The sequence below is a fragment of the Streptomyces sp. NPDC001634 genome, assembly GCF_040298185.1.
Taxonomy (GTDB): domain Bacteria; phylum Actinomycetota; class Actinomycetes; order Streptomycetales; family Streptomycetaceae; genus Streptomyces.
On sequence record NZ_JBEOZU010000013.1, the window covers coordinates 37,074 to 63,369 of the forward strand.

Annotated in this window: 27 protein-coding genes and 5 pseudogenes; 16 read left to right on the forward strand and 16 right to left on the reverse strand. The window is 70.0% G+C overall.

Annotation, left to right across the window (positions count from 1 at the left end; genetic code table 11):
• Positions 1–59: 59 nt before the first annotated feature.
• The gene (locus ABT186_RS10955) at positions 60–2,741 is read left to right on the forward strand and encodes a cellulose binding domain-containing protein (RefSeq protein ID WP_351924577.1); all 2,682 of its coding nucleotides are present in this window, start codon (positions 60–62) and stop codon (positions 2,739–2,741) included.
• Positions 2,742–2,783: 42 nt separating this feature from the next.
• Here the strand turns inward: ABT186_RS10955 and ABT186_RS10960 are convergent.
• The 3 genes and pseudogenes from ABT186_RS10960 to ABT186_RS10970 all read right to left on the reverse strand — a co-directional run.
• Positions 2,784–2,924 (reverse strand): annotated as a pseudogene (locus ABT186_RS10960) (rhamnogalacturonan lyase family protein); the annotation flags it as partial.
• On the reverse strand, positions 2,924–3,142 hold the full coding sequence (locus ABT186_RS10965; RefSeq protein WP_502973174.1) for a zinc ribbon domain-containing protein: 219 nt from the start codon (positions 3,140–3,142) through the stop codon (positions 2,924–2,926). The gene ABT186_RS10965 and the pseudogene ABT186_RS10960, both read right to left, overlap by 1 nt.
• A 175-nt stretch (positions 3,143–3,317) precedes the next feature.
• On the reverse strand, positions 3,318–4,262 hold the full coding sequence (locus tag ABT186_RS10970; protein WP_351924579.1) for a helix-turn-helix transcriptional regulator: 945 nt from the start codon (positions 4,260–4,262) through the stop codon (positions 3,318–3,320).
• A 63-nt stretch (positions 4,263–4,325) separates the two neighbouring features.
• On the opposite strand from ABT186_RS10970, the pseudogene ABT186_RS10975 reads away from it, so the two are divergent.
• Together ABT186_RS10975 and ABT186_RS10980 are read left to right on the forward strand one after the other, a co-directional pair.
• Positions 4,326–4,529, forward strand: a pseudogene (locus ABT186_RS10975) (pentapeptide repeat-containing protein); the annotation flags it as partial.
• A gap of 22 nt (positions 4,530–4,551) precedes the next feature.
• Positions 4,552–4,902 carry a hypothetical protein gene (locus ABT186_RS10980; RefSeq protein WP_351924581.1) on the forward strand — a complete coding sequence of 117 codons (351 nt, stop codon included), beginning with the start codon at positions 4,552–4,554 and terminating at the stop codon, positions 4,900–4,902.
• A 33-nt stretch (positions 4,903–4,935) separates the two neighbouring features.
• Here the strand turns inward: ABT186_RS10980 and ABT186_RS10985 are convergent, their stop codons facing one another.
• Both ABT186_RS10985 and ABT186_RS10990 read right to left on the reverse strand, forming a co-directional pair.
• Positions 4,936–5,493, reverse strand: a complete 558-nt coding sequence (locus ABT186_RS10985) for a hypothetical protein (protein ID WP_351924583.1) — start codon at positions 5,491–5,493, stop codon at positions 4,936–4,938.
• A gap of 240 nt (positions 5,494–5,733) precedes the next feature.
• The gene (locus ABT186_RS10990; RefSeq protein ID WP_502973175.1) at positions 5,734–5,883 is read right to left on the reverse strand and encodes a hypothetical protein; all 150 of its coding nucleotides are present in this window, start codon (positions 5,881–5,883) and stop codon (positions 5,734–5,736) included.
• Positions 5,884–6,000: 117 nt separating this feature from the next.
• Here ABT186_RS10990 and ABT186_RS10995 point away from each other — a divergent pair, with 117 nt between their 5' ends.
• The gene (locus ABT186_RS10995; RefSeq protein ID WP_351924587.1) at positions 6,001–6,663 is read left to right on the forward strand and encodes an HAD family hydrolase; all 663 of its coding nucleotides are present in this window, start codon (positions 6,001–6,003) and stop codon (positions 6,661–6,663) included.
• On the opposite strand, the gene ABT186_RS11000 is transcribed toward ABT186_RS10995, so the two are convergent.
• A complete protein-coding gene (locus tag ABT186_RS11000; protein WP_351924589.1) occupies positions 6,644–7,870 on the reverse strand; it encodes a helix-turn-helix domain-containing protein in 1,227 nt (408 codons plus the stop codon). The two genes, ABT186_RS10995 and ABT186_RS11000, sit on opposite strands and share 20 nt — an antisense overlap.
• Positions 7,871–8,061: 191 nt before the next feature.
• Here ABT186_RS11000 and ABT186_RS11005 point away from each other — a divergent pair, with 191 nt between their 5' ends.
• The 6 genes from ABT186_RS11005 to ABT186_RS11030 all read left to right on the forward strand — a co-directional run bounded on the left by ABT186_RS11005 (position 8,062) and on the right by ABT186_RS11030 (position 10,754).
• Positions 8,062–8,448 carry a hypothetical protein gene (locus tag ABT186_RS11005; RefSeq protein WP_351924591.1) on the forward strand — a complete coding sequence of 129 codons (387 nt, stop codon included), beginning with the start codon at positions 8,062–8,064 and terminating at the stop codon, positions 8,446–8,448.
• Entirely contained in the window at positions 8,445–8,642 is a 198-nt protein-coding gene (locus ABT186_RS11010) for a hypothetical protein (protein ID WP_351924593.1), read from the forward strand. Before ABT186_RS11005 ends, ABT186_RS11010 begins: the two co-directional genes overlap by 4 nt.
• Positions 8,639–8,833 (forward strand): hypothetical protein, encoded by a 195-nt coding sequence (locus ABT186_RS11015; RefSeq protein ID WP_351924595.1) that lies wholly within the window; start codon positions 8,639–8,641, stop codon positions 8,831–8,833. The genes ABT186_RS11010 and ABT186_RS11015 overlap by 4 nt, the downstream gene beginning before the upstream one ends.
• Positions 8,830–9,042 (forward strand): hypothetical protein, encoded by a 213-nt coding sequence (locus ABT186_RS11020; protein WP_351924597.1) that lies wholly within the window; start codon positions 8,830–8,832, stop codon positions 9,040–9,042. Before ABT186_RS11015 ends, ABT186_RS11020 begins: the two co-directional genes overlap by 4 nt.
• A 412-nt stretch (positions 9,043–9,454) precedes the next feature.
• The gene (locus ABT186_RS11025; protein ID WP_351924598.1) at positions 9,455–9,916 is read left to right on the forward strand and encodes a glycine-rich domain-containing protein; all 462 of its coding nucleotides are present in this window, start codon (positions 9,455–9,457) and stop codon (positions 9,914–9,916) included.
• Positions 9,917–10,079: 163 nt separating this feature from the next.
• The gene (locus ABT186_RS11030) at positions 10,080–10,754 is read left to right on the forward strand and encodes a class I SAM-dependent methyltransferase (RefSeq protein ID WP_351924600.1); all 675 of its coding nucleotides are present in this window, start codon (positions 10,080–10,082) and stop codon (positions 10,752–10,754) included.
• A 61-nt stretch (positions 10,755–10,815) separates the two neighbouring features.
• Here the strand turns inward: ABT186_RS11030 and ABT186_RS11035 are convergent.
• Positions 10,816–10,908: pseudogene (locus tag ABT186_RS11035) on the reverse strand (helix-turn-helix domain-containing protein); the annotation flags it as partial.
• An 818-nt stretch (positions 10,909–11,726) separates the two neighbouring features.
• On the opposite strand from ABT186_RS11035, the gene ABT186_RS11040 reads away from it, so the two are divergent.
• Positions 11,727–12,206 carry a hypothetical protein gene (locus tag ABT186_RS11040; protein WP_351924602.1) on the forward strand — a complete coding sequence of 160 codons (480 nt, stop codon included), beginning with the start codon at positions 11,727–11,729 and terminating at the stop codon, positions 12,204–12,206.
• A complete protein-coding gene (locus ABT186_RS11045) occupies positions 12,203–12,670 on the forward strand; it encodes a hypothetical protein (RefSeq protein WP_351225883.1) in 468 nt (155 codons plus the stop codon). The genes ABT186_RS11040 and ABT186_RS11045 overlap by 4 nt, the downstream gene beginning before the upstream one ends.
• A gap of 2 nt (positions 12,671–12,672) precedes the next feature.
• Here ABT186_RS11045 and ABT186_RS11050 read toward each other — a convergent pair whose 3' ends face one another.
• The 3 genes from ABT186_RS11050 to ABT186_RS11060 all read right to left on the reverse strand — a co-directional run bounded on the left by ABT186_RS11050 (position 12,673) and on the right by ABT186_RS11060 (position 14,882).
• A complete protein-coding gene (locus ABT186_RS11050) occupies positions 12,673–13,413 on the reverse strand; it encodes a class I SAM-dependent methyltransferase (RefSeq protein ID WP_351225881.1) in 741 nt (246 codons plus the stop codon).
• 13 nt (positions 13,414–13,426) lie between these two features.
• Positions 13,427–13,732 carry a 4a-hydroxytetrahydrobiopterin dehydratase gene (locus ABT186_RS11055; RefSeq protein WP_351225879.1) on the reverse strand — a complete coding sequence of 102 codons (306 nt, stop codon included), beginning with the start codon at positions 13,730–13,732 and terminating at the stop codon, positions 13,427–13,429.
• An 85-nt stretch (positions 13,733–13,817) separates the two neighbouring features.
• Positions 13,818–14,882: an ADP-ribosylglycohydrolase family protein gene (locus ABT186_RS11060; protein ID WP_351924604.1), complete on the reverse strand. Its 1,065-nt coding sequence runs from the start codon at positions 14,880–14,882 to the stop codon at positions 13,818–13,820.
• A 27-nt stretch (positions 14,883–14,909) separates the two neighbouring features.
• On the opposite strand from ABT186_RS11060, the gene ABT186_RS11065 reads away from it, so the two are divergent.
• The 3 genes from ABT186_RS11065 (at position 14,910) to ABT186_RS11075 (ending at position 17,682) form a co-directional block, all read left to right on the forward strand.
• Positions 14,910–15,737: a helix-turn-helix domain-containing protein gene (locus tag ABT186_RS11065; RefSeq protein WP_351225875.1), complete on the forward strand. Its 828-nt coding sequence runs from the start codon at positions 14,910–14,912 to the stop codon at positions 15,735–15,737.
• 185 nt (positions 15,738–15,922) lie between these two features.
• Positions 15,923–16,786 carry a Sco1979 family transcriptional regulator gene (locus ABT186_RS11070; protein ID WP_351225873.1) on the forward strand — a complete coding sequence of 288 codons (864 nt, stop codon included), beginning with the start codon at positions 15,923–15,925 and terminating at the stop codon, positions 16,784–16,786.
• Between the two features lie 77 nt (positions 16,787–16,863).
• Positions 16,864–17,682 carry an SAM-dependent methyltransferase gene (locus ABT186_RS11075; RefSeq protein ID WP_351924606.1) on the forward strand — a complete coding sequence of 273 codons (819 nt, stop codon included), beginning with the start codon at positions 16,864–16,866 and terminating at the stop codon, positions 17,680–17,682.
• Between the two features lie 21 nt (positions 17,683–17,703).
• Here the strand turns inward: ABT186_RS11075 and dnaK are convergent, their stop codons facing one another.
• Both dnaK and ABT186_RS11085 read right to left on the reverse strand, forming a co-directional pair.
• Positions 17,704–19,569, reverse strand: coding sequence for a molecular chaperone DnaK (dnaK, locus tag ABT186_RS11080; RefSeq protein WP_351924608.1), 1,866 nt, complete (start codon positions 19,567–19,569; stop codon positions 17,704–17,706).
• Between the two features lie 172 nt (positions 19,570–19,741).
• On the reverse strand, positions 19,742–20,167 hold the full coding sequence (locus tag ABT186_RS11085) for an OsmC family protein (protein WP_351225867.1): 426 nt from the start codon (positions 20,165–20,167) through the stop codon (positions 19,742–19,744).
• Between the two features lie 1,215 nt (positions 20,168–21,382).
• Here ABT186_RS11085 and ABT186_RS11090 point away from each other — a divergent pair.
• On the forward strand, positions 21,383–23,152 hold the full coding sequence (locus ABT186_RS11090; RefSeq protein ID WP_351924610.1) for a VWA domain-containing protein: 1,770 nt from the start codon (positions 21,383–21,385) through the stop codon (positions 23,150–23,152).
• A 29-nt stretch (positions 23,153–23,181) separates the two neighbouring features.
• Here the strand turns inward: ABT186_RS11090 and ABT186_RS11095 are convergent.
• The 4 genes and pseudogenes from ABT186_RS11095 to ABT186_RS11110 form a co-directional block, all read right to left on the reverse strand.
• Positions 23,182–23,364, reverse strand: a pseudogene (locus ABT186_RS11095) (DUF2201 family putative metallopeptidase); the annotation flags it as partial.
• Positions 23,358–23,512, reverse strand: a pseudogene (locus ABT186_RS11100) (MoxR family ATPase); the annotation flags it as partial. The pseudogenes ABT186_RS11100 and ABT186_RS11095, both read right to left, overlap by 7 nt.
• Before the next feature lie 105 nt (positions 23,513–23,617).
• On the reverse strand, positions 23,618–25,705 hold the full coding sequence (locus tag ABT186_RS11105; RefSeq protein ID WP_351924612.1) for an alkaline phosphatase family protein: 2,088 nt from the start codon (positions 25,703–25,705) through the stop codon (positions 23,618–23,620).
• Between the two features lie 101 nt (positions 25,706–25,806).
• Positions 25,807–26,259, reverse strand: a complete 453-nt coding sequence (locus ABT186_RS11110; RefSeq protein ID WP_351225861.1) for a hypothetical protein — start codon at positions 26,257–26,259, stop codon at positions 25,807–25,809.
• Between the last annotated feature and the right edge of the window lie 37 nt (positions 26,260–26,296).

The following is a 26,296-nucleotide window of genomic DNA, read 5'->3' on the forward strand; positions in this document are numbered from 1 at the left end:
CGCCCTGGGGGCCGCCCGGTCCTCACGCCTTTCCATCCCCTCCCGGAGAGGACCCCACCGTGCGAAGAATCCCCCGCAAGAGCCGTATCCTCACGGCCGTGCTCGCGCTGACGGCCGGACTACTGGCGGGCGTTCCCTCCGCCCTGGCCGCGAACACCCCCAAGGCGACGCGCGCCTCCGACACCTACACCTGGAAGAACGTCCGCATCGACGGCGGCGGCTTCGTCCCCGGCATCGTCTTCAACCGCTCCGAGAAGAACCTCGTCTATGCCCGCACCGACATCGGCGGCGCGTACCGCCGGCAGGAGTCGACGAAGACCTGGACGCCGCTGCTGGACTCGGTCGGCTGGGACGACTGGGGGCACACGGGTGTCGTCAGCCTCGCCTCGGACTCCGCCGACCCGGACAAGGTGTACGCGGCCGTGGGCACGTACACCAACAGCTGGGACCCGGGCAACGGGGCCGTGCTCAGGTCCTCCGACCGCGGCGCAAGCTGGCAGAAGACGGATCTGCCGTTCAAGCTGGGCGGGAACATGCCGGGGCGCGGCATGGGCGAGCGGCTCGCGATCGACCCGAACAAGGACAGCATCCTGTATCTGGGCGCGCCCAGCGGCAAGGGTCTGTGGCGGTCGACGGACTCGGGCGTGACCTGGTCGCAGGTCACGAACTTCCCCGACGCCGGCAACTACGCGCAGGATCCGAGCGACACGAGCGGGTACGCGAGCGACAACCAGGGCATCGTCTGGGTCACCTTCGCCGAGTCGACGGGTGCATCCGGCAGCGCGACGAAGACCATCTACGTCGGGGTCGCCGACAAGGACAACGCGGTCTACCGCTCCACGGACGGGGGCGCGACCTGGTCCCGGCTGCCCGGCCAGCCCACCGGCTATCTCGCCCACAAGGGCGTGCTCGACGCCACGAACGGCTACCTCTACCTGGCCTACAGCGACAAGGGCGGCCCCTACGACGGCGGCAAGGGCCGGCTGTGGCGGTACGCGACAAGGACCGGCACCTGGACGGACATCAGCCCGGTCGCGGAGGCCGACACCTACTACGGTTTCAGCGGACTGACCGTCGACCGGCAGCACCCGGGAACGGTGATGGCGACGGCGTACAGCTCCTGGTGGCCGGACACCCAGATCTTCCGCTCCATGGACAGCGGCGCCACCTGGACCAGGGCCTGGGACTACACGTCGTATCCCAATCGCTCGAACCGCTACACGATCGACGTCTCTTCCTCGCCGTGGCTGACCTTCGGCGCGAATCCGTCGCCGCCCGAGCAGACCCCGAAACTCGGCTGGATGACCGAGTCGCTGGAGATCGACCCGTTCAACTCCGACCGCATGATGTACGGGACGGGCGCGACGGTCTACGGCACCGAGAACCTGACGAAGTGGGACAGCGGGGGCCAGTTCACCGTCAAGCCCATGGTGCAGGGCCTGGAGGAGACCGCGGTCGACGATCTCGCCTCGCCCCCGTCCGGCGGGGCCCAGCTCTTCAGCGCGCTCGGTGACATCGGCGGCTTCCGGCACACGGACCTGACGAAGGTCCCGTCACTGATGTACACCTCCCCCACTTTCACCACGACCACCAGCCTCGACTTCTCCGAGACCAACCCCAACACGGTGGTCCGGGTGGGCAATCTGGACTCGGGCCCGCACATCGCGTTCTCGACCGACAACGGCGCCAACTGGTTCGCCGGGAGTGACCCTTCGGGTGTGAGCGGCGGCGGGACGGTGGCGGCGGCGTCCGACGGCAGCCGCTTCGTGTGGAGCCCGGCGGGCACCGGGGTGCAGTACACCACGGGCTACGGCTCGTCCTGGTCGGCTTCGAGCGGTATCCCGGCGGGCGCGGTCGTGGAGTCGGACCGCGTCGACCCGAAGACCTTCTACGGCTTCAAGTCCGGGAAGTTCTATGTCAGTTCGGACGGCGGAGCCACCTTCACCGCGTCGTCTGCGGCCGGGCTGCCGAGCGGGGACAGCGTGCGCTTCAAGGCACTGCCCGGCACGAAGGGCGACATCTGGCTGGCGGGCGGCGCGAGCGACGGCGCATACGGGCTGTGGCACTCGACGGACGGCGGCGCCGGCTTCACCAAGCTGTCGAACGTCCAGCAGGCCGACACCATCGGCTTCGGCAAGGCGGCGACAGGAGCCTCGTACCAGACGCTCTACACCAGCGCGAAGATCGGTGGTGTGCGCGGGATCTTCCGCTCGACGGACAAGGGCGCGAGCTGGACACGCATCAACGACGACGCGCACCAGTGGGGCTGGACCGGCGCGGCGATCACGGGTGATCCGCGGGTGTACGGGCGGGTGTACGTGTCCACGAACGGGCGCGGGGTGATCTACGGCGACACCTCCGACACGAGCGGAGGCGGCGGCAGCGGCGGAGGCGGCACCGATCCGCCCCCGCCGCCGTCGGGTGCCTGCAGCGTCACGTACAGGATCACGAACCAGTGGTCGGGCGGCTTCCAGGCCGACGTACAGCTCACCAACACCGGCTCGACCGCCTGGAGCGGCTGGTCGCTCGGCTGGTCCTTCGCGGACGGGCAGAAGATCACCCAACTGTGGAACGCCGACTCCACGCAGTCCGGCGCCACGGTCACGACGAAGAACCTGAGCTGGAACGCCGACGTGGCGGCGGGCTCGTCCGTGGGCTTCGGGTTCACGGGGAGCTGGTCGGGCTCGAACACAAAGCCCACGGCCTTCGAACTGGGCGATCAGAGCTGCTCGGTGAGCTGATCCGGAGGGCGCGTGCCTGCCGGGCACGCGCCCTTTCTTCGCCTACGGCGTGTACACCGCCGGCCTCGGTGCCGTCGCCATCCCGTCCCCGATGAAGAAGGTCGGGTGGGGCGGCTGGTTATAGGCCGTATTCTGCCAGGCCAGAGCCGTGCGGTACTGCGTGTCGTGCAGCAGGGTGGTGATTACAGGTGCAAGACGTTCCGGGCGGCGTTGTGGTCGGCGTTGCCCGACCAGCCGCAGTCCGGGTTCTTGCACACGAACACGGCCTGGCTCTCCCGGCTGCCCGGTGTGGTGAAGCCGCAGGCCGAGCAGCGCTGGGAGGTGCCGGGAGCGGGAACTTGTGCAGGGAGCCGCCGTACCTGGCGGCCTTGTACGTCAGCATCGTCACGGTCCGGCCCCATGCCTCCTGGCTGATGGAGCGGTTCAGACCGGCCTTCTGCTTGACGTTCTTCCCCGGCTCCTCGACGGTGCGTCGGGCGCTCTTGGTCATGTTCTCGATGTCCAGGTGTAGACGGGTATCCGTTCCCTCAGTTGCCGCTGGGGCAGCGGGAGTTGCGGTGTTTCGGCAAGCGCTCTCTACGCGTAGGTGCGCGCGAGTGCGGTCACGGTCGCGGCGATGCGTGCGCGCAGTTCCTGCGGCTGAAGGACCTCGATCGCCGCGCCCAGGCGCAGGAACTCGTCGTGGGCGCGGTCGACGGACTCGATGGGGACGGTGGCCACCGTCCAACCGTGGTTGTCCGTTCGGCCGTCGGCTTCCACCGCGGCTGCCGCGGCGCCGGTCAGACGGGTGCCGGGAGCGAGACGGACGAGGGCCTCTGCGCGGTGCAGCCGCTCATGGAAGTCCCGCTGGTACGCGTCCCAGTACATGCCCAGGTCGAAGGCCTCGGGGCGGGTGAACTCCTCATCGGAGGCCGCCAGTTCAAGGATCTGGTCGACGCGGAAGGTGCGCGGTCCGGGGCCGGCGACGACGTACCAGCGGCCCGCCTTCAGCACGAGTCCGTACGGCTCCAGACGGCGCTCCACGTCGGTGGGTTCGCGCCAGCGTCGGTAGAGGACGTGCAGCACACGGCTGTTCCAGACCGCGTCCGCGACGGCGGGCAGGTACGGGGCCTCGTCGGCGTCCGCGTACCAGCCGGGGGCGTCCAGGTGGAAGCGGCCGCTGATGCGGTCGGCGTGGGCGCGCAGTTCGGCCGGGAGCGCGGCGCGGACCTTGAGCTGGGCGGCGGCGAGGACCGAACCGAGGCCGAGTTCGGCAGCGGGCCCAGGAGCGCCGGACAGGAACAGGGCCTCGGCCTCCCCCGCAGTCAGGCCGGTGAGGCGCGTGCGGTAGCCGTCGAGGAGCCGGTAGCCACCGGCGTGCCCGGCGTCGCCGTACAGCGGGACGCCCGCCGCGTGCAGCGCCTCGACGTCCCGGTAGACCGTGCGTACGGAGACCTCCAGCTCCTCGGCGAGCTGCGCGGCGGTCATCCGGCCGCGGGTCTGCAGAAGGAGCAGGATGGACACCAGTCGGCTGGACTTCACTGACACAGGATGTCATCGAAGGCCAAGGATCGGTAGGTCACTGAACAGCACCTTCTCTCGAACGACCCGCAGAACCCCACCGGGAACAGGTTCACCAGCCAGCGCTTCGAGAAGGCCCTGAACGTCACTCTCAACTCAGCGGTGTTCCGCTCCAGCGGACAAGATCTGACCACCGCCGGCACCTACATCGAGATGGCTGCCCGCCTGCTGGAACCGACCCTTCTCGCCCTGGCCGCACTCGCTGTACGAGGTCGCATCAAGCGCTGACCCCTCACGCGAGGACGACTCCATGACCACTGAGCGCGTCACCGTCCGAGTCCTGCTGCTGTTCGGCGACCAGGCCGAGATCGTTGCGGACGTCCCGCCCGAGGAGCGTGGCGAGCCCGACCGCTACGCGACCGCCGAGATCACCCAGGTCGTCGGCGTGCCCGTGAGCAACCTGCCCGGTACCCGGCTGACTGCCGAGGTCGGCAACGACGGTCGGCTGTCTGGCTGGCAACTGGCCCCCATAGTGAACTGCCTAGCCGTGCAATATCACCCATCTGGCCGCAACTTCCCCCGTTTCGACGTCAATTCCAACACCGGCGGCACGATCGCGGGCGACTGGACCACGCCGCTGAGCAGCCTCGGCCTCGGCTGAACCTCGCCTGACCCCTTCTTGCGCGCCCCTGCCTCACTTCATGTAGCTGTCGTGCATGTCCTCGTAGAAGACCTTGGCCGCGTCGTGGTCGAGGTAGAGGGTGCGCTGCCGGTGGTACACGCCCTCGGGCTCGCCCGGTTGCCGCGCACTGAAGGTGGTGTAGCTGACCTGGTAGACCGTGATCTCCTCGCCGTGGGCGATGAAGGGGCGTGTGATGAAGCTCAGGTTGCGGCGTGACCTCTCGGTCTCGACGGACGCGGACTCGGTGGTGATGGCACCGAAGGTGAGGGCGCCGTCGTCGACTGCTCGCAGGAGGCGGAGGGCGGTGTCGTTGTCGACGTGGACGTCACGGTCGGGGTTGTCGAGGTCTTCACCCATCGAGGAGCCACGCAGGTAGGGGCCGAGCTGGTCAGGTGTGATAGGGCCTTGGAAGTCCTCGGGGAGGGCGCGGGTGACGGCGCGGCGGACCCAGGCGGCCCGGCTCGTGCGGGCGAGGTCGGCGGCCTGGTCGATGTCGCTCAGGAGGCCGGTCGAGAAGTTGATCGGGACCTTGGGGCCGATGGCGGGGCGGCCGGGCGTGGCGTTGCTCATGATTCCCCCTCGGGTTTTGGGTACCCAAAATGTAGCACTGGAAGCCGAATATTGGGTACCCAAAATTGAAAGCGGGGAAGCGGCGGCGCCCGCCGGCGACTCGTGCCATAGTGGATTCGCCGTCGCGGCCTGGCGAACTGCCCCGACTGCCCGGGGATGGACCACATAAGCAGAACAGAGTGACCTGCTCCCCGCGACCGCGGGTATTCGAAAGCCCCACCGGGATCGGGTGGGGCTTCGTCATGCCGCCTTGGCGACCTCGGCGCGCACAGCCTCCGCCCACTCGGCGACGAGCTGCTCGTACACGGCGCGGTCGTCCGCGGACAACCAGCCGCCGGTGCGCACGAGGAGGTCCCTGATCTCGGGGTTCACCTCGTCGGCAGACCGCACGGAACCAGGGCGGTTCGGTTCGGGGGACATGCGACTAGCTACGGGCCGACACTGACAATCCCCTTCCTGCCGCCCCGGCAGATGGGGCCCCCTTGCTTGCCCGGCTACGCTGCCGCCATGATTCGCGCAGTGGTATTCGACGTCGGTGAGTGCCTGGTAGACGAAACCCGGGAGTACGGTACGTGGGCCGACTGGCTCGGCGTACCCCGCCACACCTTCCACGCAATGTTCGGCGCGGTCATCGCCCAGGACCGCGACTACCGCCAGGTATTCCAAGAGTTCCAACCCGGCTTCGACCTGTACGAGGAGCGGGAGAAGCGCGCTGCCGCCGGGCAGCCCGAGACGTTCGGTGAAGAGGACCTGTACGACGACGTGCGCCCCACGCTCGCTCAGCTGCGGGCTGACGGGCTCTGGCTGGGCATCGCGGGCAACCAGACGATCCGTGCCGGGAAGCTTCTCCGGGAGCTGTTCACGGACGACGTCGATCTGATCGGCACCTCAGACGACTGGGGCGCGAGCAAGCCGGACCCCGAGTTCTTCGTGCGCGTCGCCGAGGTCACCCCCTTCACGAACGAGGAGATCCTCTACGTCGGCGACCGAGTCGACAACGACCTCCGGCCAGCCACCGCTGCGGGCATGCACACCGCCTTGGTGCACCGTGGCCCGTGGGCGACGATCCAGTGGCGGACCGAGGAAGCGGAGAAGCTCCCGACCTTCAGGGTCGAGAGCCTCCTCGAACTGTCCGGGATGATCGCGAACTTCAACGGCTCAGGGCGCTGACCGTCGTTGACCAGCCGTACAGGCGGTCGTCCAGTTCACGCACACACCGCTCGTGCTGGTGCGGCGCCAGGGCGCGCCGCACCTCCCGTACCCGGTCCATGCCCATCGCGTACCAGGTGCGCTCCAGCTGGTCGAGGGCGCGCAGCGCGTGGCGGCAGGCTTCTTCGGGCTGCCCGGCCGCGGCTTCGACGGCGGCGAGGTCGCCGAGGACGACGGTGGTCTGCTTCTCCTCGCTGGGGTCAAGGGCATCGAGGACGCCGAGCAGCGTCTCGCGGGCCTGGGGCAGGTGGCCGGCCTTGAGTTGGGTGTTGCCCTTGAAGGCGGCGAGTCGGACCGGGGAGAACCAGTCGAGCCACTCTGGCGAGGGTTGCTCGCCGCCAGTGCTGAGGATGCTCTCTGCGTGGCCGATCAAGTGCAGGGCCGTGCGGGTGTTGCCGCTACGGGTTTCGCATTCGGCTTCGACCGCGTCGAGCCATGCGAGCATCTCGGCGGATGCGGGGCCTCGGCGGGCGTAGGTGCGGGCGGCGACCATCCGTTCTACGGCGGCGTCGCGGTCGCCTGCCCATGCGGGGATGAAAGCGGTGTGCGCCAGAATCGCCGATCCGAGGAGCGGGTTGTCGGCTTCGCCTGCGGCCTGTAGTGCCCGGAGCAGAGTCTGCTGTGCGCGGGCGGCGTCGCACAGGTCGAAGAACTCGATGCGCCCGGCGAGCAGCCACGCCTCCGCGAGGGCCGCGGCCACTTTCAGCTTCGTCTGGCCGGCGGTCTCCGGCAGTAAAGCGCACCCGAGCGTGGCGTGGGCGAGGGCGGCCGGGTGCAGGGTTGCGGGGGCGACGGACCAGTACAGGTGCCGGTGCGCCCGAGTGACGGCCTCGAAGTCGGCCGCGACCGTCGCAGGCTGCATTGCTACGGCCTGTGTCGGCACCACCGCCAGCCCGACGGCGGCCGCTGTGGCAGCGAGGACTGTGCGCCGGCCGTGCCCCATGTCGCTGCCGTGGGGTGGGGTGAATCCGAGTGATTCCAGGTCCTGTCCGAGGACTCGGGTGAGAGCCTGTCCTACCTCGGGCTGAGGCCAGGGAGGGGTTGCGGACTCCCACCTGCGTACCTGCCGGACGCCGACGCCGAGTGTGTCGGCGAGGTCCTGCTGCGAGGCGTAACCAGCCGCCAACCGGGCGGACTTGAGGCGGGTATTCCCTGCGGGCCGTGCCACTGCTGCACCTCCATGTCGAGCACTGTGGCAAGTGTCGCTGGAAGTCCCCACGCTGGCTACCTGTCACCCCAGAGGCCCAACGAAAGTCCCATTCTGGGCAGTGGAAAGACCTCTCGAAGTCCTCGGATCCGGCACACAAGAGGGCCACCCTTGAACGCACCTGATCGCTTCTGGTGCCGAGGAGCCTCATCGTGCCGACCACACGCTTACCGACCGCGGCAGGGTGCACCCTGCAAGACGCGGGCCAGGCCTGGGACGCGGTCCGCGTACCGTGCCGGCTCGGCCTCGACGCGATGACCATCCTGGGCACCCGGTGCGGCGCCGCACTGGAGTACCCGAACAAGGCCGTCTACTACTTCATCCCTCGCGGCACCGCGGCGAACTGGAACGTCGAAAATACCGAAGCGATCGGCGAAGGCGGCACGCTGACGATCCCTCCTGCACGCTACACAGAGGCGCCGGGCCCACACTGGCGAGTCTGTCCCGGGGACGGTAACTGGCTCACCGATGCGCGTGCCCTCCAAGCGGCCATCGAGGACGCCTCCCTGTCCTGCACCGGAGAGGGGCGGCCGACATGAGCATCACCGCTCACCCAACGGATCGCCACGCGCTCGCCAAGGCCGCGAAAGCCTTCGCGGCAAAACCCTCCTACGTGGCGTACAAGGCACTCCTCGCCCACTACGACGACTGCCCCGCCTGCGCGCACGACGTCAACCCCTGCAAGAACGGGCGCCAGTTGCGGCGGGCCTGGGTGGCGGTGCGCTGGTCATGACCAACAAGACGATGAGCGGACCCGTGCACCTGCCCGACCCCACGCGTCCGCCCGCGCCGACGCCCGGCTGCGACGTGTGCGAAGCCCTCGACCGGCAGCGCGCACAAGCGGAGAAGGCGAAGAACCATCGGCGGGCCACGACCTGCGAGATGGAAATCCGGCGGCACCCGCGGCACGAGGGGCAGCAGTGAGCGGCGTTCAGTGGCAGCCTCGCGACGAGGGCAGCGGCCCGGCCCGCTTCCAGCGGATCGCCAGCAACAGCCAGTTCACCAAGACCCAGAGGGCGTACCGGGCGTACATAGATCACGGCCACGGGTGCGCCACCTGCGCCGTGGACAGCACGCAGTGCACGACGGCAGAGGAACTGTGGTGCGCCTACCAGGCGGCCACATCCTCGTGAGCTCCTGCTCCTCGCTACCGGCCCGTCCCCAGATCTCGCCGGTAGCGGGGTTCTGCGGCCACTTCGCGCTCCCCGCCTCGGGTAGCCGCAGGCTCGCCGCCGGTTGTCCTCTTTCGGCGGCGGGCACGGCGGTCGTCCGCCCCGCCCGGCGGACGACCGCCACCCAAACGTCCGACCGTCCCCGGACTCCCCCCAGGCACGAGGGGGCGGACGGGCTCCCGCACGGGGACCGTTAAACGCCCGTCCGCCCTCGTACCCCAAGTGCCAGGGGGCGGGCGGGTCATCGGTCGCCGCGGCCAAGACTCCCGCACCCCCTGGGCGGCCTGATCCCCCGGGGCGGTGTGGGACCCCCGGCCACCAACCGGCGGCCGGGCAGGTAGCGCCACGCAATCCGACAGAATCGGAGGGCACCATGGCAACACCCACGATCGACCGCGATCGGGAGACCTACACGGTCACCCGCGACCCCCGGACCTACGTCAAGCCCGAGGTGTGGGACCGCGAAATCCAGCTGCTCATGCGCGACTACCCGTTCGACGAGGTGATGGCCACGCGCCTGTTCCACGCGGCCGTCTGCTACCTCATCACCGCCATGGAGAAGTGGGGCCAGGGCCTGGAGATGTGCTGCGGGCGGATCGTCGACATCGCCGTCCACGTGTTCATCCTCGACACCCGCAACTACCGCGAGTTCTGCGCCGAGCACTTCGACGGGAAGTTCCTCGAGCACATCCCGGAGATCGCGTTCAAGTACGACGGCTCCGTGGAACGCACCGCCCACATCATCGCCGACAACGGGTTCGAGGTGGACTGGAAGTTATGGGAGGCCGACTTCGCCAAGTGCGGGCCGTGCGCGCCCGGCTCCAATTGCCACTGACCCCGTAGGCCCGTGAGGGCCGCCTATGCCCGGGACCGCCGCACGGCGGCCCCGGGCTCCTTTTTATTCGCATATGTGCCAATTTTTGGCTTTCCCTCACGGCGCGGGAGCGACACGGGTAGCTTGACGCCCCTGGGACCCGTCTCTCCCCCGGAGGATTCGTATGTCCGGCGTCGCCCCCCTGACCGCAGCCGAATACTGGGACAAGTACAAGCCCCACCGGGGCGAGGGGCCCCAGCCGCGCCCCGCAGCCGATCGCTTCGACTGGACCGGCGTGGACGGCAACGGGCTGGGCGCTGAGATCCTGGGAGCGCCGAAGACCGCGCTCGACCTGGGGCCTGCGGAGGGTGCGAACGCGGCCTTCCTGGCCCGGCAGGGTGTCAAGGTCACTGCCGTGGACTTCTCGCCCGTCCAGGTCGCCCGTGCCCGCGCCTTCTGGGCCGACGCCCCTGGGCTGGAGTTCGTCCACGCCGAAGCCTGCGGCTTCCTCGACGACGACCTACGCCGGTGGGACGTCATCTACTCGACGTGGGGGGCCGTGTGGTTCACCGACCCTGAAGACCTCTTTCCCCTCGTCGCCAAGCGCCTTGCGTCTGGCGGCCTCTTCGCGTTCTCCCATCGTGAGCCGATCGCCGGCCAGTACGGCGCGCAGAAGATGGGGGGTAAGTGGCTGGAAGGCCGCGAGACGGAACTGACCGTGCACCGGTGGCAGTACACCGCGCAGCAGTGGGCCGACATCCTCAAGCGCCACGGCTTCACCGACGTCCAGGCGCAGGTTCTCCCCAACCCCGACCCCGGCGCTTTGGGCACGCTGCTTGTCCAGGCTCGGGCGGCCTGACAACACAAGACGACCCCGCCCGTCCGCCGCCCGGTGACGGGAGGGCGGGGTCCCAGCAGCGTCAGCCCACGAGGTCGCGGAGGAGTACGCCGATTGCGTCGGCGATGCGGATCAGGGTGTCCAACTTGGGTGAGGCGTGTCCCTGCTCGATCCGGCTGTACGTGGCGACGAGGACCTAGGGGGAAGAGGACGCGTCCGCGTGGCATTTCGTGTGCAGGAACGATTTCCCAACGGGATTCGGCGAACCGGAGTCCTGGGGCAGGGGGCAGCCGACCGTCCGGGGTCCGCCCTGCCTGCCACAATCCGCTACCGACATGATGGCGCGTTAGAAGGTTGAACTCGGCGCAGAGCCGCGCGCGAGCATGCTGCGGGTGAAGGAGGATGATCTTCCGCCCGTCCGCGTGGGCCTCCACGTGAACGAGTCGGCCCTCCGGGATCTGTCCCAGCCGCGCCAAGCGGTATCGCGCCGACCTTTGCTGGTCTGGCATATCGCCCCCACTGCCGCCGCGCCATGGCCCCCCGTACATCAACAGTCAGCGCGGACCCTTCGGACACTTCCACCCCCAGGCGGCAGAACCCATGAGACACCGGCCGCTACTTTCAGCCAATACCTTGCGGACAGTGCGTCATCGCGCATCCCCAACTATGAACAGGCTGCGGGTAGTTGAGCCCGAAATCCCTTTCCTTCAGCCCCGCTTCAGCCGACGCCGGGACCGCATAAGAGCCTGAACCCGCTCCTGGTCCTTGGCGTCCATCTCGGCATAGCCGGGAACGAGCACCCGGACCCTCCCATCCGAGGACCAGACAGCTTCGATCCCGAGGCATCTTGCTCACGGAGGCCAACTCAAGCCAACTAAAGCCAACTCAGACTAACTCGCCAGGGCAGTCACCCCAGGTCGACCTTCCTACCAGCAGCATCGCTCCCCCACCCACTGACACAGGATGTCAGGGGACCGGGCCTAGCGTCGCGTCATGGCCTACAGGGAGAAACTCCTCACCGTGCCGCCGCCCATCGAGGTGGCGGGACGGAGGATCAAGCGCTACCACGTCACGGCGGACCCGGCGGGCATCGCGCCCGGCGTCGAGAAGGCGGCGTACGCGATCCTGCCCGAGTTGCTGCCGGAGCCGGACGGCACACCGCCGGCGACCTTCGTCGTGCTGCACCGGGGGAACGACGACGGCGCCTATCTGAACGCGTACAGCTGGGTGTGGGACAACGTCCTGCACTACCGCAACGCCGCGGCGGGCCAGCCGGTGCTCGGCTGCCCGGACCGCGATCCGGGACACTTCGTCCTCCCCGACCGGCCATGGATCGGCTGCGTCTGGGAGCTGACGCCGATGCGGCACGAACGGGACGCCTGGGTGCGGCACATGCTCACACCCGAAGTCCCCGACATCGAGGCCTACCTTGCCGACACCCTGCCCGAAGGAACCACTGGAGACCGCACATGAGCAGCCCGCACGACTTCGACTTCTTCCACGGCGAGTGGGACGTCCTCAACCGCCGCCGCACCGACTTCCTCGACCCGGACAGCGACTGGGAGGAGTTCCCGGCCACGCACCGCTGTTGGCCGCTCTTCGACGGCGCCGCGAACATCGACGAGATCGACATGCCCCATCCGGGCTCGAAGGGCCTGACCCTGCGGCTGTTCGACCGGGAGACCGAGCAGTGGTCGCTGAACTGGTCGTCCAGCCGCAGCGGGAAGCTGTTCCCGCCGGTGGTCGGCCGGTTCGAGGGTGACCGGGGCGAGTTCTACGGCGACGACACGCACGACGGCAAGGACGTGCGGGTTCGGTTCATGTGGTCGCGGGTCTCCAAGCGCGCGGCCCGCTGGGAACAGGCGTTCTCGACGGACGGCGGGGAGACCTGGGTGACCAACTGGATCATGGAGTTCAGCCGCCCGACGACGGCCTGAACTCAGCCCTTGCGAAAGGCCTGCAACGTGAACACCGGATCGGGGCGCGGCCGGTCCTGGTCCGGCAGTGCCTCGAGCCCCGCGGCGATCCGCTCGCCGATCGCGGCGCCGGGCGTCAGCGTGGTGAACCAGCCGCGCCGCAGGTCCGCGGCCGCACTGCGGGGGCTGCGGCCCTGGCCGACGCCCGGGAAGCGGGTCTGTCCGGCCCGGTTCAGACCGCACGCTGCGGCGTGCGCCGCGACCTCCTCCGCTCCGTCACGGGCGGGCCGGCGCGGGCGCGAGGCGAGGACGGCGTCGATGTCGCTGCCCACGTCATGGGCGGCGGCCTTGTCGACGGTGGTGATGTACACCCCGCCCGGCCGCAGCACGCGGGCACACTCGGACATCACCGCGCGTACGTCCCCGGGGCCGTCGACGAGATGGAGCAGCCACACGCTCGTGACCGCGTCGAACGTCCGGTCGCCGAACGGCAGTCGGCGGCTGTCGGCGAGGACCACGGCGCCGGGCAGCCGGGCGGCGGCCCGGCGCGCCATACCCTGTGCCAGGTCCATGCCCGTCACCCGCAGCCCCGGCCGCCCGGCCGCGATCCGCCGGGTCACTGTCCCGGTGCCGCAGGCCACGTCGAGCAGCCGGCCGGCGCCTTCGGGTATCAGTTCGAGCACGGCCTCGGCCGCCGCCGCGGCCCGGGGCTCGCCCCCGCGCGTGGCGTCGTACTCCTCGGCCTCCCTGTCGTAGTCGAGCATGGGCGGCATCCGCTCAGTGCGCGCCGTGCACGGGCGCCAGCTCCTCCACCCGTTGCGCGAGCTTGAAGTCGAGCTCGGTGACCGCGCCTCCCACGCTGTGCGTGTTCACGGTGAGGGACACGGTGTTGTAGCCGAGGGTGAGGTCGGAGTGGTGGTCGAGCTCCTCCTGGACCTGGGCGATGTGCACGACCATCGCGGTGGCCGCGAAGTGCGAGCCGAGCCGGTAGGAGCGGGCGATCCGGTCGCCCTCCAGCGACCAGCCGGGCAGCTCCGCCAGCCGGTCCTCGATCTCCTTCTGCGACAGCGGTTCGACGGGCATGACCTGGCTCCTTCCGTACAACCGAGGGGGTTCGCCCCACCCTGTCACATCCCCTCCACACGGCGCCGTACGCGCGGCCGTGCCCTCAGCGTCGTACGCACTCGGCGGCGAGGTCGTCCGCCACGACGGTGATCTCGGCGCGCGCCTCGACGCGTTCCAGCCACTCGTGCGGCAGCCGGTGGTCGCCGTGCTGGGCGCCGAGGAGGTTTCCGCAGATGGCACCCGTGGAGTCGCTGTCGCCGGAGTGGTTGACGGACAGGAGCAGCGCGTGCCGTATCTCCGGCTGGGCCAGCGCGCAGTACACGGCGATGGCCAGCGCCTCCTCGGCGATCCATCCCGCGCCGAGCGTCTCGACCTTCTCCGGGGTCGGCGAGCCCTCGGCCGCCAGGTCCAGAGCGCGGCGCAGCGCGGCCGTGGTCTCCTCGTGCCCTGGGTGCCGGGCGAGCAGGCGCAGGGCGCGCAGCACGGCACCCTCCAGCGAGTCGCCCTCGACGAGATACGCGACGATCGCGGCGAAGGCGCCCGCGGCGTAGTAGCCGGTGGGGTGGCCGTGGGTCGTCTGGGCGGAGCGCGCGGCCATGGCGAACGCGGTGTCCGCGGGCACCCGGGTCAGGCCGAAGGGTGCCGAGCGCATCACCGCGCCGCACCCCTTGGAGTTGGAGTTGACCGGGCCGGGGCGGCCCAGCTCGGCCATCGGATCGGGGACGAAGTCCTGGGCGAGGCCGGAGAGGCAGGCGTTGCCGGGGGCGCGGCGCGCGTACAGCCAGGGCTGGGCGGCGAGGCCGTGGGCGTTCGCGGGCGGGCCGGGCAGACGCTGGGTGTCGAGCCAGCGGCCGTAGGCGTCCCGGACCAACCGGGACCAGGCGCCTCCGATGCCCTTGTGCCGCTCGCGCTCATGCGCCTGCCGGAGCCCCTCCACGGTGAACAGGGTCATCTGGGTGTCGTCGGTGACACGGCCCACGACGTTCTGGCCGTCGATCACGAGTCCGGTGATGCCCTGGGCTCCGTGCTTGGCCCGTATGCCGTCCAGCGAGGCGAACTCGATCGGATACCCGAGGGCGTCACCGATGGCGCCCCCGAGGAGACAGCCGCGCACCCGGGCCCGGTAGATCGCCGTGGCCTCCCAGGACGGGTTCAGCCGGTCGTACATGCACCACTCCTCGACTACGGTCCTCTTATGACCATTGTCGCGTCCGGCCCAGCTGCCTCGTCACCGGCCCCTGCCGATCAGGGCATCGGCCCGCTGCTGCGCGGCTGGCGGGAGCGGCGGCGGGTCAGTCAGCTGGAGTTGGCGCTGCGGGCGGGTTCGTCGGCGCGGCACATCAGCTTCGTCGAGACGGGCCGGTCGCGGCCGAGCGAGGAGATGGTGCTGCGGCTCGCGGAACACCTGGATGTACCGGTGCGTGAGCGCAACTCCCTTCTCCTGGCCGCCGGTTACGCCCCGCACTACCCGGAGACTCCGCTGGACGACCCGTCGATGGACGCGCTGCGCGCGGGCGTGGAGCGGCTGATCCAGGGCTATGAGCCGTATCCGGCGCTGGTGGTCGACGCGACGTATGACGTGGTGGCGGCGAACCGGGGCATCGCGATGCTCCTGGAGGGCGTCGCGGACCGGCTGCTCGCCCCGCCCCTGAACGCGATGCGCCTCACGCTGCATCCCGAGGGCCTGGCGCCGCGCATCCGCAACCTTCGCGAGTGGCGCGACCACCTGCTGGCGCAGATGGACCGTCAGATCGCTCTGCAGCGCTCGGAAGCCCTGCGTGTGCTGTACGAGGAGGTGGCGGCGTATCCGGTCCCGGACCGGACGGAGTCCGAACCGGCGGACTCCGCACCCCACTTCGCGCTTCCGATGCAGATCGAGCACGACGGCCGGGTGCTGTCGTTCATCTCGTCCATCTCCACCTTCAACACGCCGATGGATGTGACGGTCGCGGAACTGGCCATCGAGACCTTCCTGCCGGCGGATCCCGCGACAATCAAATATCTTCAGTCATTTGGTTCCTGACGGCTCGTCGACTTGCGGCGGTGCGTCGTCGGGACTTTCACGGTGGAGTACTGCTTGCCGTTCGTCGAGGTCTGCCGGCTGACCATCCCTGACCATCAAAAGCATGCGCACCCGCCGTCCCCATGAGACTTCTGCTCGAACATGCCACACTGCTCGCATACTTGGGCGCTCAGGGGAGGCGTGGCGTGAGTGAGCGGCGGGCTGCGCCCACCGTGGGGCAGGTGGTGCTCGGGCGGCGGCTGCAGGAGTTGCGGGAGGCCGCCGGACTGAAGCGCGAGGAGGCGGCGCGGGTGCTGCGCGTCGCTCCGGCGACCGTGCGGCGCATGGAGACCGCCGAGGTCGCGCTGAAGATCCCGTACGTGCAGGTGCTGCTCACGACGTTCGGCGTGCCGGACGAGGAGATCGCCGCATTTGTCCGGCTGGCCGAGGAGGCCAACCGGCCCGGCTGGTGGCAGCGCTACCACGACGTGCTGCCCGACTGGTTCAGCCTGCACGTCAGCCTGGAGGGCGCCGCCCGCATCATCCGGTCGTACGAGCCGCACTTCGTGCCCGGACTGCTGCAGACCGAGGAGTACGCGCGTGCCGTCCTGAAGGCCGGGACCGTCGGTCAGGTCAGCCCCCAGGACACCGAGCGGCACGTGGCGCTGCGGCTGGCCCGGCAGAAGCTACTCACCCGGGAGGACCCGCCCCACCTCTGGGTGATCATGGACGAGACGGTGCTGCGGCGCCCCGTCAGCATCCGCTCCGTGGTGATGCGCGAGCAGATCGACCGGCTGCTGGAGGTCAGCGAGAACCCGCGGATCACCTTGCAGGTCGCCGAGTTCGCCTCCGGTCCGCACCCGGGGACGTACACGCCATTCGTGCTGTTCCGATTCGCGGAGCCGGAGCTGCCCGACATGGTCTACAGCGAGTATCTGACCGGTGCCCTCTACCTCGACTCGCGCACCGAGGTGGCCATGCATCTGGAGGTCCTGGACCACATGACGGCGCAGGCGGCCTCCGCCCAACGCACCAGGACGATCCTGCGTGAGTACCGCGACACCTTCTGACCCGACCTACCCGACCACGCCGTTCCGGCGCACCCCTTTACCACGTCCATCCCTTCAGGCCCTTCAGGAGCACCCGCATGACCACCGGACATGAAGCAGGATCCACCCGCATCGACACCAGCCGGCCCCATCCCGCACGGGTCTACGACTGGTGGCTGGGCGGCAAGGACAACTACCCGGTGGACGAGGAGCTGGGCCGGAAGATTCTCGCCGTGGACGGGACCGTGCGGCGCGGGGCGCGGGCCAACCGCCGGTTCATGCAGCGGGCGACGCGGACGCTGGCGGAGGCGGGTGTGCGCCAGTTCCTCGACATCGGCACGGGCATCCCCACCGAGCCCAACCTCCACCAGGTCGCTCAGGGGGTCGCCCCTCAGGCGCGGGTGGTGTACGCCGACAACGACCCGATCGTGCTGCGGCACGCCGAGGCGCTGCTGTACGGCACCGAGGAGGGCACCACGGACTACATCCACGCGGACGTCCGCGACCCGGACGCCATACTCGACCTGGCCGGGGAGTCCCTGGACTTCGGGCAGCCGGTCGCGCTGTCGCTGGTCGCGCTCACCCACTACCTCGGCGACGACGGTTCCGGCGATGACGTGTACGGGCTGCTGAAGCGGTACGTCGACGCGCTCACCCCGGGGAGCTACCTGGTTCTCTCCCAGGTCACGCCCGATCTGAACCCCGAGGCGATCGAGAAGGCCGCCGGTCTGTTCCGGCAGAGCGGCACGCCCTTCTTCCCCCGCTCGCTCGCCGAGTTCTCGCGCTTCTTCGACGGTCTGGAGCTGCTGGGTCCCGGGGTGATCCCGGTCTCCGGGTGGCGCCCGGAGCCGGAGGACGTGGCCGCCCAGGCGGAGGGCATCGTGCCGGTGTACGCGGGGGTGGCCCTCAAGCCCTGACCCGGCCCTGGCGCGGCCACGTCAGGCCGCCCCGCCCTTGGAGTCCTTGTCGTCGTCGACGATCTCCGCGTCCACCACGCTCTCCTCGTCGCCCTCTGCCTGCCCGGGGCCGGGGGCGCCCTCCGCCGACGACTGCTGGGCCTGGGCGTACATCGCCTGCCCCATCCTCTGGCTGACGGCGGCGAGCTTCTCCACGCCGGCGCGCAGCGCCACCGTGTCGGCCTGGCCCTCCAGCAGCCCCTTCAGCTCGGTGACCGCGGCCGTCACCTCGCTCTTGGTGTCGGCCGGAATCCGTTCGTCGTTCTCCCGTAGGAACTTCTCGGTCTGGTAGACGAGTTGCTCCGCCTGGTTCCGGGTCTCGGCGGCCTCCCGCCGTTTGCGGTCCTCCTCGGCGTACTGCTCCGCCTCCCGCATCATCCGGTCGATGTCGTCCTTGGGAAGCGCGGAGCCTCCGGTGACGGTCATCTTCTGTTCGCGGCCCGTCGCCAGGTCCTTCGCGGAGACGTGCATGATCCCGTTCGCGTCGATGTCGAAGGCCACCTCGATCTGCGGCACCCCGCGCGGCGCGGGCGGCAGCCCGGTCAGGTCGAAGACACCGAGCTTCTTGTTGTACGCGGCGATCTCCCGCTCGCCCTGGTAGACCTGGATGCCGACCGAGGGCTGGTTGTCCTCGGCGGTGGTGAAGATCTCCGAGCGCCGCGTGGGAATGGTCGTGTTGCGTTCGATGAGCTTGGTCATGATGCCGCCCTTGGTCTCGATGCCGAGGGACAGCGGGGTGACGTCGAGCAGCAGCACGTCCTTGACGTCGCCGCGGATGACACCGGCCTGCAGGGCCGCGCCTACGGCCACGACCTCGTCCGGGTTCACGCCCTTGTGCGGGTCCTTGCCGGTGAGTTCCCTGACCAGGTCGGTGACGGCGGGCATCCGCGTCGAACCGCCGACGAGGATGACGTGGTCGATCGCGGAGAGCTTCACACCCGCGTCCTTGACCGCCTGGTGGAAGGGGGTCCTGCAGCGGTCCAGCAGGTCGGCGGTGAGTTCCTGGAACTGAGCGCGTGTCAGCTTCTCCTCGAGGTGCAGCGGACCCTCGGCGGAGGCGGTGATGTAGGGCAGGTTGATGGTCGTCTCGGTGGAGCTCGACAGCTCGATCTTGGCCTTCTCGGCGGCCTCGCGCAGCCGTTGCAGCGCCATCTTGTCCTTGCCCAGGTCGATGCCGTACTGACCCTTGAAGCGTTTGACGAGGTGGTCGACGATCCTCTGGTCCCAGTCGTCGCCGCCCAGCTGGGTGTCGCCGTTGGTGGCCTTGACCTCGATGACGCCGTCGCCGATCTCCAGCAGGGAGACGTCGAAGGTGCCGCCGCCGAGGTCGAAGACCAGGACCGTCTGCTCCTCGCCACGGTCGAGCCCGTACGCGAGGGCCGCGGCCGTCGGTTCGTTGATGATCCGCAGGACCTTCAGCCCCGCGATCTCCCCGGCCTCCTTGGTGGCCTGCCGCTGGGAGTCGTCGAAGTAGGCGGGCACGGTGATCACGGCGTCGGTGACGTCCTCGCCCAGATAGGCCTCGGCGTCCCGTTTGAGCTTCTGCAGGACGCGGGCGGACAGCTCCTGCGCCCGGTAGCGGGTGCCGTCGACGGACCCCTTCTCCGGGAAGCGCCAGCTCGCGTCGCCCATGTGCCGCTTCACCGAGCGCGCGGTGCGCTCGACGTTCGTCACGGCCTGCCGCTTGGCGACCTCGCCGACGAGCACCTCCCCGTTCTTGGCGAAGGCGACGACGGACGGAGTGGTCCGCGCACCCTCGGCATTGCTCACGACGGTGGGCTCACCCCCCTCCAGGACGGCCACCACCGAGTTCGTCGTACCGAGATCGATCCCGACCGCACGTGCCATCGCCGTCCCCTTCCGCCAGGGCGCTTCCCGCACTCCATCACAAAACTTGAGTGGCCCCTTGTCAATGCCTCGGCTCGACATGGGGGGCCTTTCCGACTGCCGGCGGGTACCCCGGAACGGCGGTGCCGCGCCCCCTTGGCGGCGGGCGCGGCACCTTGCGGACGTACGGGCGTCAGGCGAGCTTGGCCGACAGCGTGATGGTCGTACCGGCCAGGGCCTTGCTGACCGGGCAGTTCTTCTTGGCGTCCTCGGCGGCGGCGACGAACGCGTCGTTGTCGAGGCCGGGGACTGTGCCCTCGACGGTGAGATGGATGCCGGTGATGCCCTCACCCGGCTGGAAGGTGACGTCGGCGGAGGTGACGAGCTTGGTGGGCGGGGTGCCGGCACCGGTCAGGCCGTGTGACAGCGCCATGGAGAAGCAGCTGGTGTGGGCGGCGGCGATCAGCTCCTCGGGGCTGGTCTTGCCGTTCGCGTCCTGGGCGCGCGAAGCCCACGTGACCGGCTGTTGGCCGATGCCGGAGGAGTCGAAGGTGACGACGCCGTTGCCCTCGAGCAGGCTGCCTTCCCAGACGGTGTGTGCGGTGCGCGTGGTTGCCACGGTTCTTCCTTTCGCGTGTGATCCCGTTGCCGGGCTCCGTGGGCACCATCCGATCACAACTGCGCCCGGCTGACCCGCCGGACGGGTCGGCGAGCCGGACCCTGGGGAGAATCCCATGACGGGCGTCACAGTCAGGCCCTACAGTCACTTCCGTGGACGGGCTCCGCCAAGTTCCGCGGGAGGGCAGGGGCATCGGGGCCGGGCCGTGGAACAACGGGGGCGGACGGTGGCCGATCACCGCCCGCACGACGGGGAGTGCGCATGACGAGTCACACGAACAACGGGGTTTCCGGACGACGGGCAGTGATCTATGTCCACCCGTGGCCCGACGGCGGTGAAGGAGGCAGCGCTCCGGACCGGGCGGCCGCCGAGGCACGCCTGAGGGCCGTCACCGAAGGGCTGTCCCCGCTGGAACCGGTCGCACGGTCGACCGAGGAGGCGGACGCGTTGCTCGCGGCACACCCCGACGCGGAGATCGTGGTCCATCCCGGCACACTCCAGGTCCCGTCGGGGCCGAAACCCGGTGCCGCTCTCTGGTATCTGCTGCACAGCGGCGCAGTGCTGTGGCCGTGCGACGCCAGGGACGGCGCGGAGACGGCGCACAGGCCATGGCCCGGGAGCCCGGCGTTCTTGGTGGTCGACCAGATGCGCCGGTCCGCGCCCGTGGTACGTGACGCGCGCGGCAGCCGGAGTCGGGAGGCGGACTGCCGGGCCTTCGCACAGGCGCGCGATTTACGGGTCCTGGCGGTGCTGACGGGCCATCGGGCGACGTGGGACGGTGCGGTGTCGCTCCGGCGACCGCCAGGACCGCCACTGGTCGTGGTCGTTCACCCGGAGATCCGGGACCCTCGGGCCGGGACGCCGGACGCTCTGCTCTGGCGATGGGTGCGTCAGGGCCGGGTCGTCCACACCGGTCACCTGGGGGCGCAGGGTCAAGTCCGGCCTCCCGAGGATGTGCCGATGCCCACCCTGGACGAACGTCCGGTGAGCTTCAGCACCGGTCGCGACGGCGCCCCCGCGTCTCCCCCGGCATCTTCCCCTGGGTATCCGCAGCAACCTGGCCCTTGGTCCGGCTCCGACGCTGCCGCTGCGTCTCGCCGTGACCCCGGGTCTCTTCCTTTGTCTTCGCCTCGCCGTTTCAGCGCGCCTCCCCCTGCGTCTGCGTCTCGCCGCGCCGCAGCATCTCGCCCTTCCGCCGCGCCTTCCCCTGACGAGGTGGAGCGCGCTGTACGTCGCAGGTCGGCCAAGTCGGCCCGCGAGGTCCGCGAGCCCCACGACCGCCTGGGTTTGGCGCACAGGCCCAGGACAGCCAACACCGTCTCGGGTGGTGTCAGCGGCAACATCGTCCAGGCTTCCTCCATCGGTTCCCTCAACTTCTACGGCTCCCCGCACGGCCCCGGCCGCACCCCGCGCGACCCCGACCAGCCCCTCCCCCACGACGGCCTCTACATCCGCCGCAACAACGCCTTCGGCACCCGGTCCGTTCTCGGGGTGAAGGACCTCATCGAGCAGGGCGTCATCGTCGGGCAGGACCAGATCCGGTTCGACGACTTCGTGGTGGCCCGCACCGATCAGGTGCCCGGCCCCCGCCCCGGCGAGGCCGTCGCCGTCAGCCATGGACTCGCCGCCGTGCCGGGCACGTTCAAGGCGAACGAGGCGACGACTCACTTCGTGGAGGTCACACTCAAGGCGGGTGACACCCCACCCGCAGATGTCCCCGCGACCGAACCGCTGCCCGTGAACTTCGTCTTCGTCGTGGACATCAGCAGTTCCATGACAGGTGAGAAGCTCGCCACCGTCAAGTCCGCGCTGCACGCCCTCTACGCCGAGCTGCGGCCCATGGACTGCCTGGGCATCATCGCCTTCAACCACACCGTGAGCACGGTGCTGCCCGCCGTCGCCAAGAAGGACCTGACCATCGACCACTTCGCGCAGGCGGTCGCCGGGATGACCGCAACCGGCGCGACGGACATCAACCTCGGGGTGCAGTACGGAATTGACGAGATCAGCCGCCACTCGCGCAGCGGACGCACCGTCAACTGCCTCTATCTCTTCTCCGACGGCGATCCGACGTCCGGCGAGCGCGACTGGCTCACGATCCGTACGAACCTCGCGGCCAAGCTCCGCGGCGACCTCACCCTGTCGTGCTTCGGCTTCGGCTCCGACGCCCGCATGCCCGAACTGGCGGCACTCGCGGGGCTGGCCGGTGGTCACTCGACGTTTGTGACGCGCCCCGAGCAGGTCACGGCGGATCTGCACGGCGACCTCAGCCGACGCGACCACCTGGCCGCCATCGACATCCAGCTCAGACTCGACATCGACCCCGAGGTGGAGATCCGCCACCTGTACGGCCACGACCTGGTCAGCGACCCCAGGGCCCGCGCCGCCGTGCTCCGCGATGCGGTCCGGGCCGCGCAACGGGCCCGCGAGGACTACGGCACCGAGGCGCTGCCCGATCTCATCACCGAGGAGAAGGGCATCCGGATCTTCGCGCCCGACCTCGCCTACGAGGAGACGTACTGGGTCGTCCTCGAGGTGAGGGTGCCACCGGGCCGCGACCTGTCGGGGCTGGGGACCGCCACCGTGCAGTACGTGGACACCGCGGCCCGTGAGAGCCGCCGCCTCGAGATCGACCTCGCCGGGAGCCCGACGCTCTCCGAGGAGACCGTCGCGGTGCACGCGATCGGTCTGTGGACGAGCGAGGTCACCTTCTACGCGCTGGACGACCTCTACGACCGCGACAAGGAGGCCGCGAAGAACCGGCTGGAGCGGCATCTGCATGCCCTGGAGGCCGCCCACCACCACCTCCCGGCCGAGGAGTTCCGCGACGACCAGGTCACGCTCCGCAAGTTCATCACGCTGACCGGCACACTGGGCACCATGGTCGCCTTCAGCGACGCGTCGGCTGGCGGCGGCTTCGTGCACACCGTGAAGACGATGAACGACTTCGGCAGGGTCCGGTCGGGTTTCGTACCGCACTACTGACACCCCGCACAACGGACACGCCGCCGGACTCACCGCACCCGGAACACCGGCCCACGCGCCGTAAAGGGCAGCCGTGTCCCCTGCGGGATCAGGTACGCGTGCTCGCGACGCACCCGCAGCGCGTCGCACCCGCCGTCCGTGATGACGAGGAGCGGCGCGCCGGGCGCGAAGTCGTCCACCCGGTGCAGCAGGTCGATGCCGGGCTGCAGAAGGCCGTGGCGTGCGCGGGCGTCAGCGTGCCGTGCGCGAGCACCTTCAGCGTGTCCTCGTCGAGGTCGCGTCCGAAAGAGTGCAGCGCGTCGGAGAGCATGTGCCAGGAGCGGGCGTGGAGAACGGCTCCTCCGTCTTGGGCGGCTTGGAGCCGGCGCCGCTCTCGCGGATGTGGTTGCTCGCCGTCGAGGTTCTCAATTGACGGTTGCGTCGTCAGTTGAATTTCTCGCGCGTCCGCCGGCGGAATCGTCCCGCTCAGGCGGCGCGTTCGTTCTCGTTCTCGCCTGCGGTCAGCGGTACCTGGGGCCCGTTGCACTCGCGCAGCCAGCGGCGGAAGACGTGGTGGAGCCGCTCGGCGCCGACGAGTTCGGCGCCGTCCTCCGCCGGGGCGGACAGCGCCACCGGCGACAGCAGGAAGGGCCGCCCCTGGGCGCCGCCGAGCCCGCCGTGCGAGCCGATCTGCTCCTCGAACGCGAGTACTTCGCCCGCCTCCGGGTCGTACCAGGAGTTGATCATGATGTCGGCGGTGTGCGGGAAGGAGTGTGTGCGGCGCACGGCGTCGGCGGCGCCGGGGCCGAAACCGGCGAGCGGTCCGGTTCCGTCGGCCAGCCGGTCGACCGGGACCTCTGCGCCGTGCGCCCCCAGTACCACCCCGCCGTGTTCCTCGCTGCGGACGAGCACGAAGCCGATGCCGGGGTGGTGGGCGAGCGTCGACAGCAGCGCGGGGTGGCGACGGTCGATCTCCTCCTTGCTCATCCGGTCCGGCACAGCCGGGAAGGAGACGAGACCGAGGTTGCCGGAGGCCAGCACGACGGGCTCGAAGTGGCGGCGCCCGGGACGGTGCCGGTCGCCGCTCTCCTCGACGGGCCTGCGCAGCGCGGCGCGTACCGCCGCGCGGGCCTCGGCTTCGCTGTGGGTACGCTCCACCCTGCGTGGCACGGGCAGTCCGCACCCGGCTCGCACCAGATTGCCGAGGCTGAGTCCGTAACGCGTCTGGAAGGTCTCGCCGGGGCTCTGACCGTGGTCGGACAGGACGACGATCCGGTACGGGCGCGGGGCGTGCTCGGCGACCTGCGCGAGCAGCGCCAGTGCGCGGTCCAGCTTCTGCAGGACCTTCTCGGCGTCGCGGCTGTGCGGGCCGGAGTGGTGGGCCACTTCGTCGTACGCCACCAGGTCGGCGTAGACCGCGTTGCGTCCGGCGAGCATGTCGCCGATCACCGCGGCGACGACGACATCCCGTTCGACGACGGTGGCGAAGGCGCGGACGAGGGGGTAGAGCCCGCCGCGGGCGACGCGGGGCCGCTGCTTGCCGATACGGGCCCGAGTGGACTGCCCGATCTCACGGACGACCTCCGCGACGAACGCCATGGCGGTGCGAACGGCGTTGGCGGGATCGCTGAAGTAGGCGAAGTATCCCGCGCGGGAGCGGTTCTCCTTCCCCCGCCGCGCGGATACCGAGAGAACAAGGGCGAGCTGGTCGGCGCCACCGCTGAACAGGTTGCCGCGGCTGGCGCCGTCGACGGTGAGGAGGCCGCCGTCGCCGGTCCGTTCGATGGCGCGGCGCTGGAGTTCGGCGGCGCTGGTGGGCCGGTTGCAGACCATGACCTCGCGCTGGTCCTTCTCGTACCAACGAAAGGCCGGGATGTCATGGTTGGAGCCGTGCAGGATGCCGAGCTGGCTGGCGCCGGTCTGGCTGGACCAGTCGGTGCGCCAGGCCGTCAGGCGGTGGGTGGGGCCCCAGCCGTTCCCGGTGCCGAGCCAGGAGGCCACGGTCGGCATGAGTCCCTTGTCGACGGCCGCCCGCAGCACGTCGTGTCCGACGCCGTCGAGCTGGACGAAGACGGCGCCCGGGGTGACAGGCCCTGCCTGCCCGTCACCGCCCTTGCGGCGTCTGTCGGCGAGCCGGTACAGCCGCCGTCTGTAGGCGTCGTCGTCCCGTACGGCCAGGGCGGCGCCGGTGGCCGAGGCGACGGCGGACATCACGGCGGCGACGACCACGGCGGTCTCGGGTGCGGCGTCGCCGCGCCCGGAGGGGTTGATGCGGAGGGCGACCAGCAGCAGGGAACCGTTGAGGAAGAAGACGAGCAGCCCGAGGACGAGGGCGGGCACGAGCAGCAGCAGCCGGACCAGCAGGGGCCACACGAGCGACGACAGCAGACCGAAGACACCGGCGCCGGCCGCGGCGGTGACGGCGACGCGGGTCACGCTGTCGCCGGCCGCCGACTCCAGCCGGAAGTCCGGGAGGATCGCGGCGAGGACGAGCATGGTGACGGTCGACGCGGCCCATACGGCGATACTGCGCCACACTCCGCTGACCAGGCTTCGCCAACGCCCGTGACCCACGCCCTGCTCACCTCACGTCCCGGTCCACGCGGTCCTCGGGGATCCGCCCCACCTTGTCACAACGGCCCGGGGCGCTCGCTCATCGGGACGGTACCGTCAGGTCAACGGCCGTCGTAGCCCGCCGTCGGCATGGACAGACGGCGGTGGACCCGGGCCTTCATCTGGGCGTCGTACGACGGTTCCGCGCGGCCGACGGTCTCGACGCGGACGCCCCGGCGCGCGCACTCCGCGGTGAACTCGTCCACGGAGGACAGGGCCCGCTCCAGGACGCGGCGGCTGGGCGCCACGAACAGGTCGACGAGGCCGGCCTCCACATCGGCCCACAACGCGCAGTGGTCGGGGCGCAGGCCTCGCACGAGCAGTTCCCGCGTCACCACGTATCCCCGTTCCGCCGCCCAGCGCGCACACATTGCGTACTGGCTGCGGGAGTCGACGAGGAAGGGGTCCGCGTCCAGCTCCTCCAACGGCGTCAGGCTGGCGATCGCCGTGACCCGGACCGGGGCAGGCCGGCCGGTGGCGTCGCGCATGCCGGAGGTGCCGCGCGCATCTCCCATGGTGTCCCCCTCACCTCAGGGTTTCGCCGCCGACCCT

Excerpts from the sequence above, each read along its gene's own strand:
- ABT186_RS10965 (WP_502973174.1), bottom strand. The coding sequence starts at position 3,142 with ATGGGGCCGGACCGTGACGATGCTGACGTACAAGGCCGCCAGGTACGG.
- ABT186_RS10980 (WP_351924581.1), top strand. The coding sequence starts at position 4,552 with ATGACCACTGAGCGCGTCACCGTCCGAGTCCTGCTGCTGTTCGGCGAC.
- ABT186_RS10985 (WP_351924583.1), bottom strand. The coding sequence starts at position 5,493 with ATGAGCAACGCCACGCCCGGCCGCCCCGCCATCGGCCCCAAGGTCCCG.
- ABT186_RS10995 (WP_351924587.1), top strand. The coding sequence starts at position 6,001 with ATGATTCGCGCAGTGGTATTCGACGTCGGTGAGTGCCTGGTAGACGAA.
- ABT186_RS11010 (WP_351924593.1), top strand. The coding sequence starts at position 8,445 with ATGAGCATCACCGCTCACCCAACGGATCGCCACGCGCTCGCCAAGGCC.
- ABT186_RS11015 (WP_351924595.1), top strand. The coding sequence starts at position 8,639 with ATGACCAACAAGACGATGAGCGGACCCGTGCACCTGCCCGACCCCACG.
- ABT186_RS11025 (WP_351924598.1), top strand. The coding sequence starts at position 9,455 with ATGGCAACACCCACGATCGACCGCGATCGGGAGACCTACACGGTCACC.
- ABT186_RS11030 (WP_351924600.1), top strand. The coding sequence starts at position 10,080 with ATGTCCGGCGTCGCCCCCCTGACCGCAGCCGAATACTGGGACAAGTAC.
- ABT186_RS11040 (WP_351924602.1), top strand. The coding sequence starts at position 11,727 with ATGGCCTACAGGGAGAAACTCCTCACCGTGCCGCCGCCCATCGAGGTG.
- ABT186_RS11045 (WP_351225883.1), top strand. The coding sequence starts at position 12,203 with ATGAGCAGCCCGCACGACTTCGACTTCTTCCACGGCGAGTGGGACGTC.
- ABT186_RS11050 (WP_351225881.1), bottom strand. The coding sequence starts at position 13,413 with ATGCTCGACTACGACAGGGAGGCCGAGGAGTACGACGCCACGCGCGGG.
- ABT186_RS11055 (WP_351225879.1), bottom strand. The coding sequence starts at position 13,732 with ATGCCCGTCGAACCGCTGTCGCAGAAGGAGATCGAGGACCGGCTGGCG.
- ABT186_RS11060 (WP_351924604.1), bottom strand. The coding sequence starts at position 14,882 with ATGTACGACCGGCTGAACCCGTCCTGGGAGGCCACGGCGATCTACCGG.
- ABT186_RS11065 (WP_351225875.1), top strand. The coding sequence starts at position 14,910 with ATGACCATTGTCGCGTCCGGCCCAGCTGCCTCGTCACCGGCCCCTGCC.
- ABT186_RS11075 (WP_351924606.1), top strand. The coding sequence starts at position 16,864 with ATGACCACCGGACATGAAGCAGGATCCACCCGCATCGACACCAGCCGG.
- dnaK (WP_351924608.1), bottom strand. The coding sequence starts at position 19,569 with ATGGCACGTGCGGTCGGGATCGATCTCGGTACGACGAACTCGGTGGTG.
- ABT186_RS11110 (WP_351225861.1), bottom strand. The coding sequence starts at position 26,259 with ATGGGAGATGCGCGCGGCACCTCCGGCATGCGCGACGCCACCGGCCGG.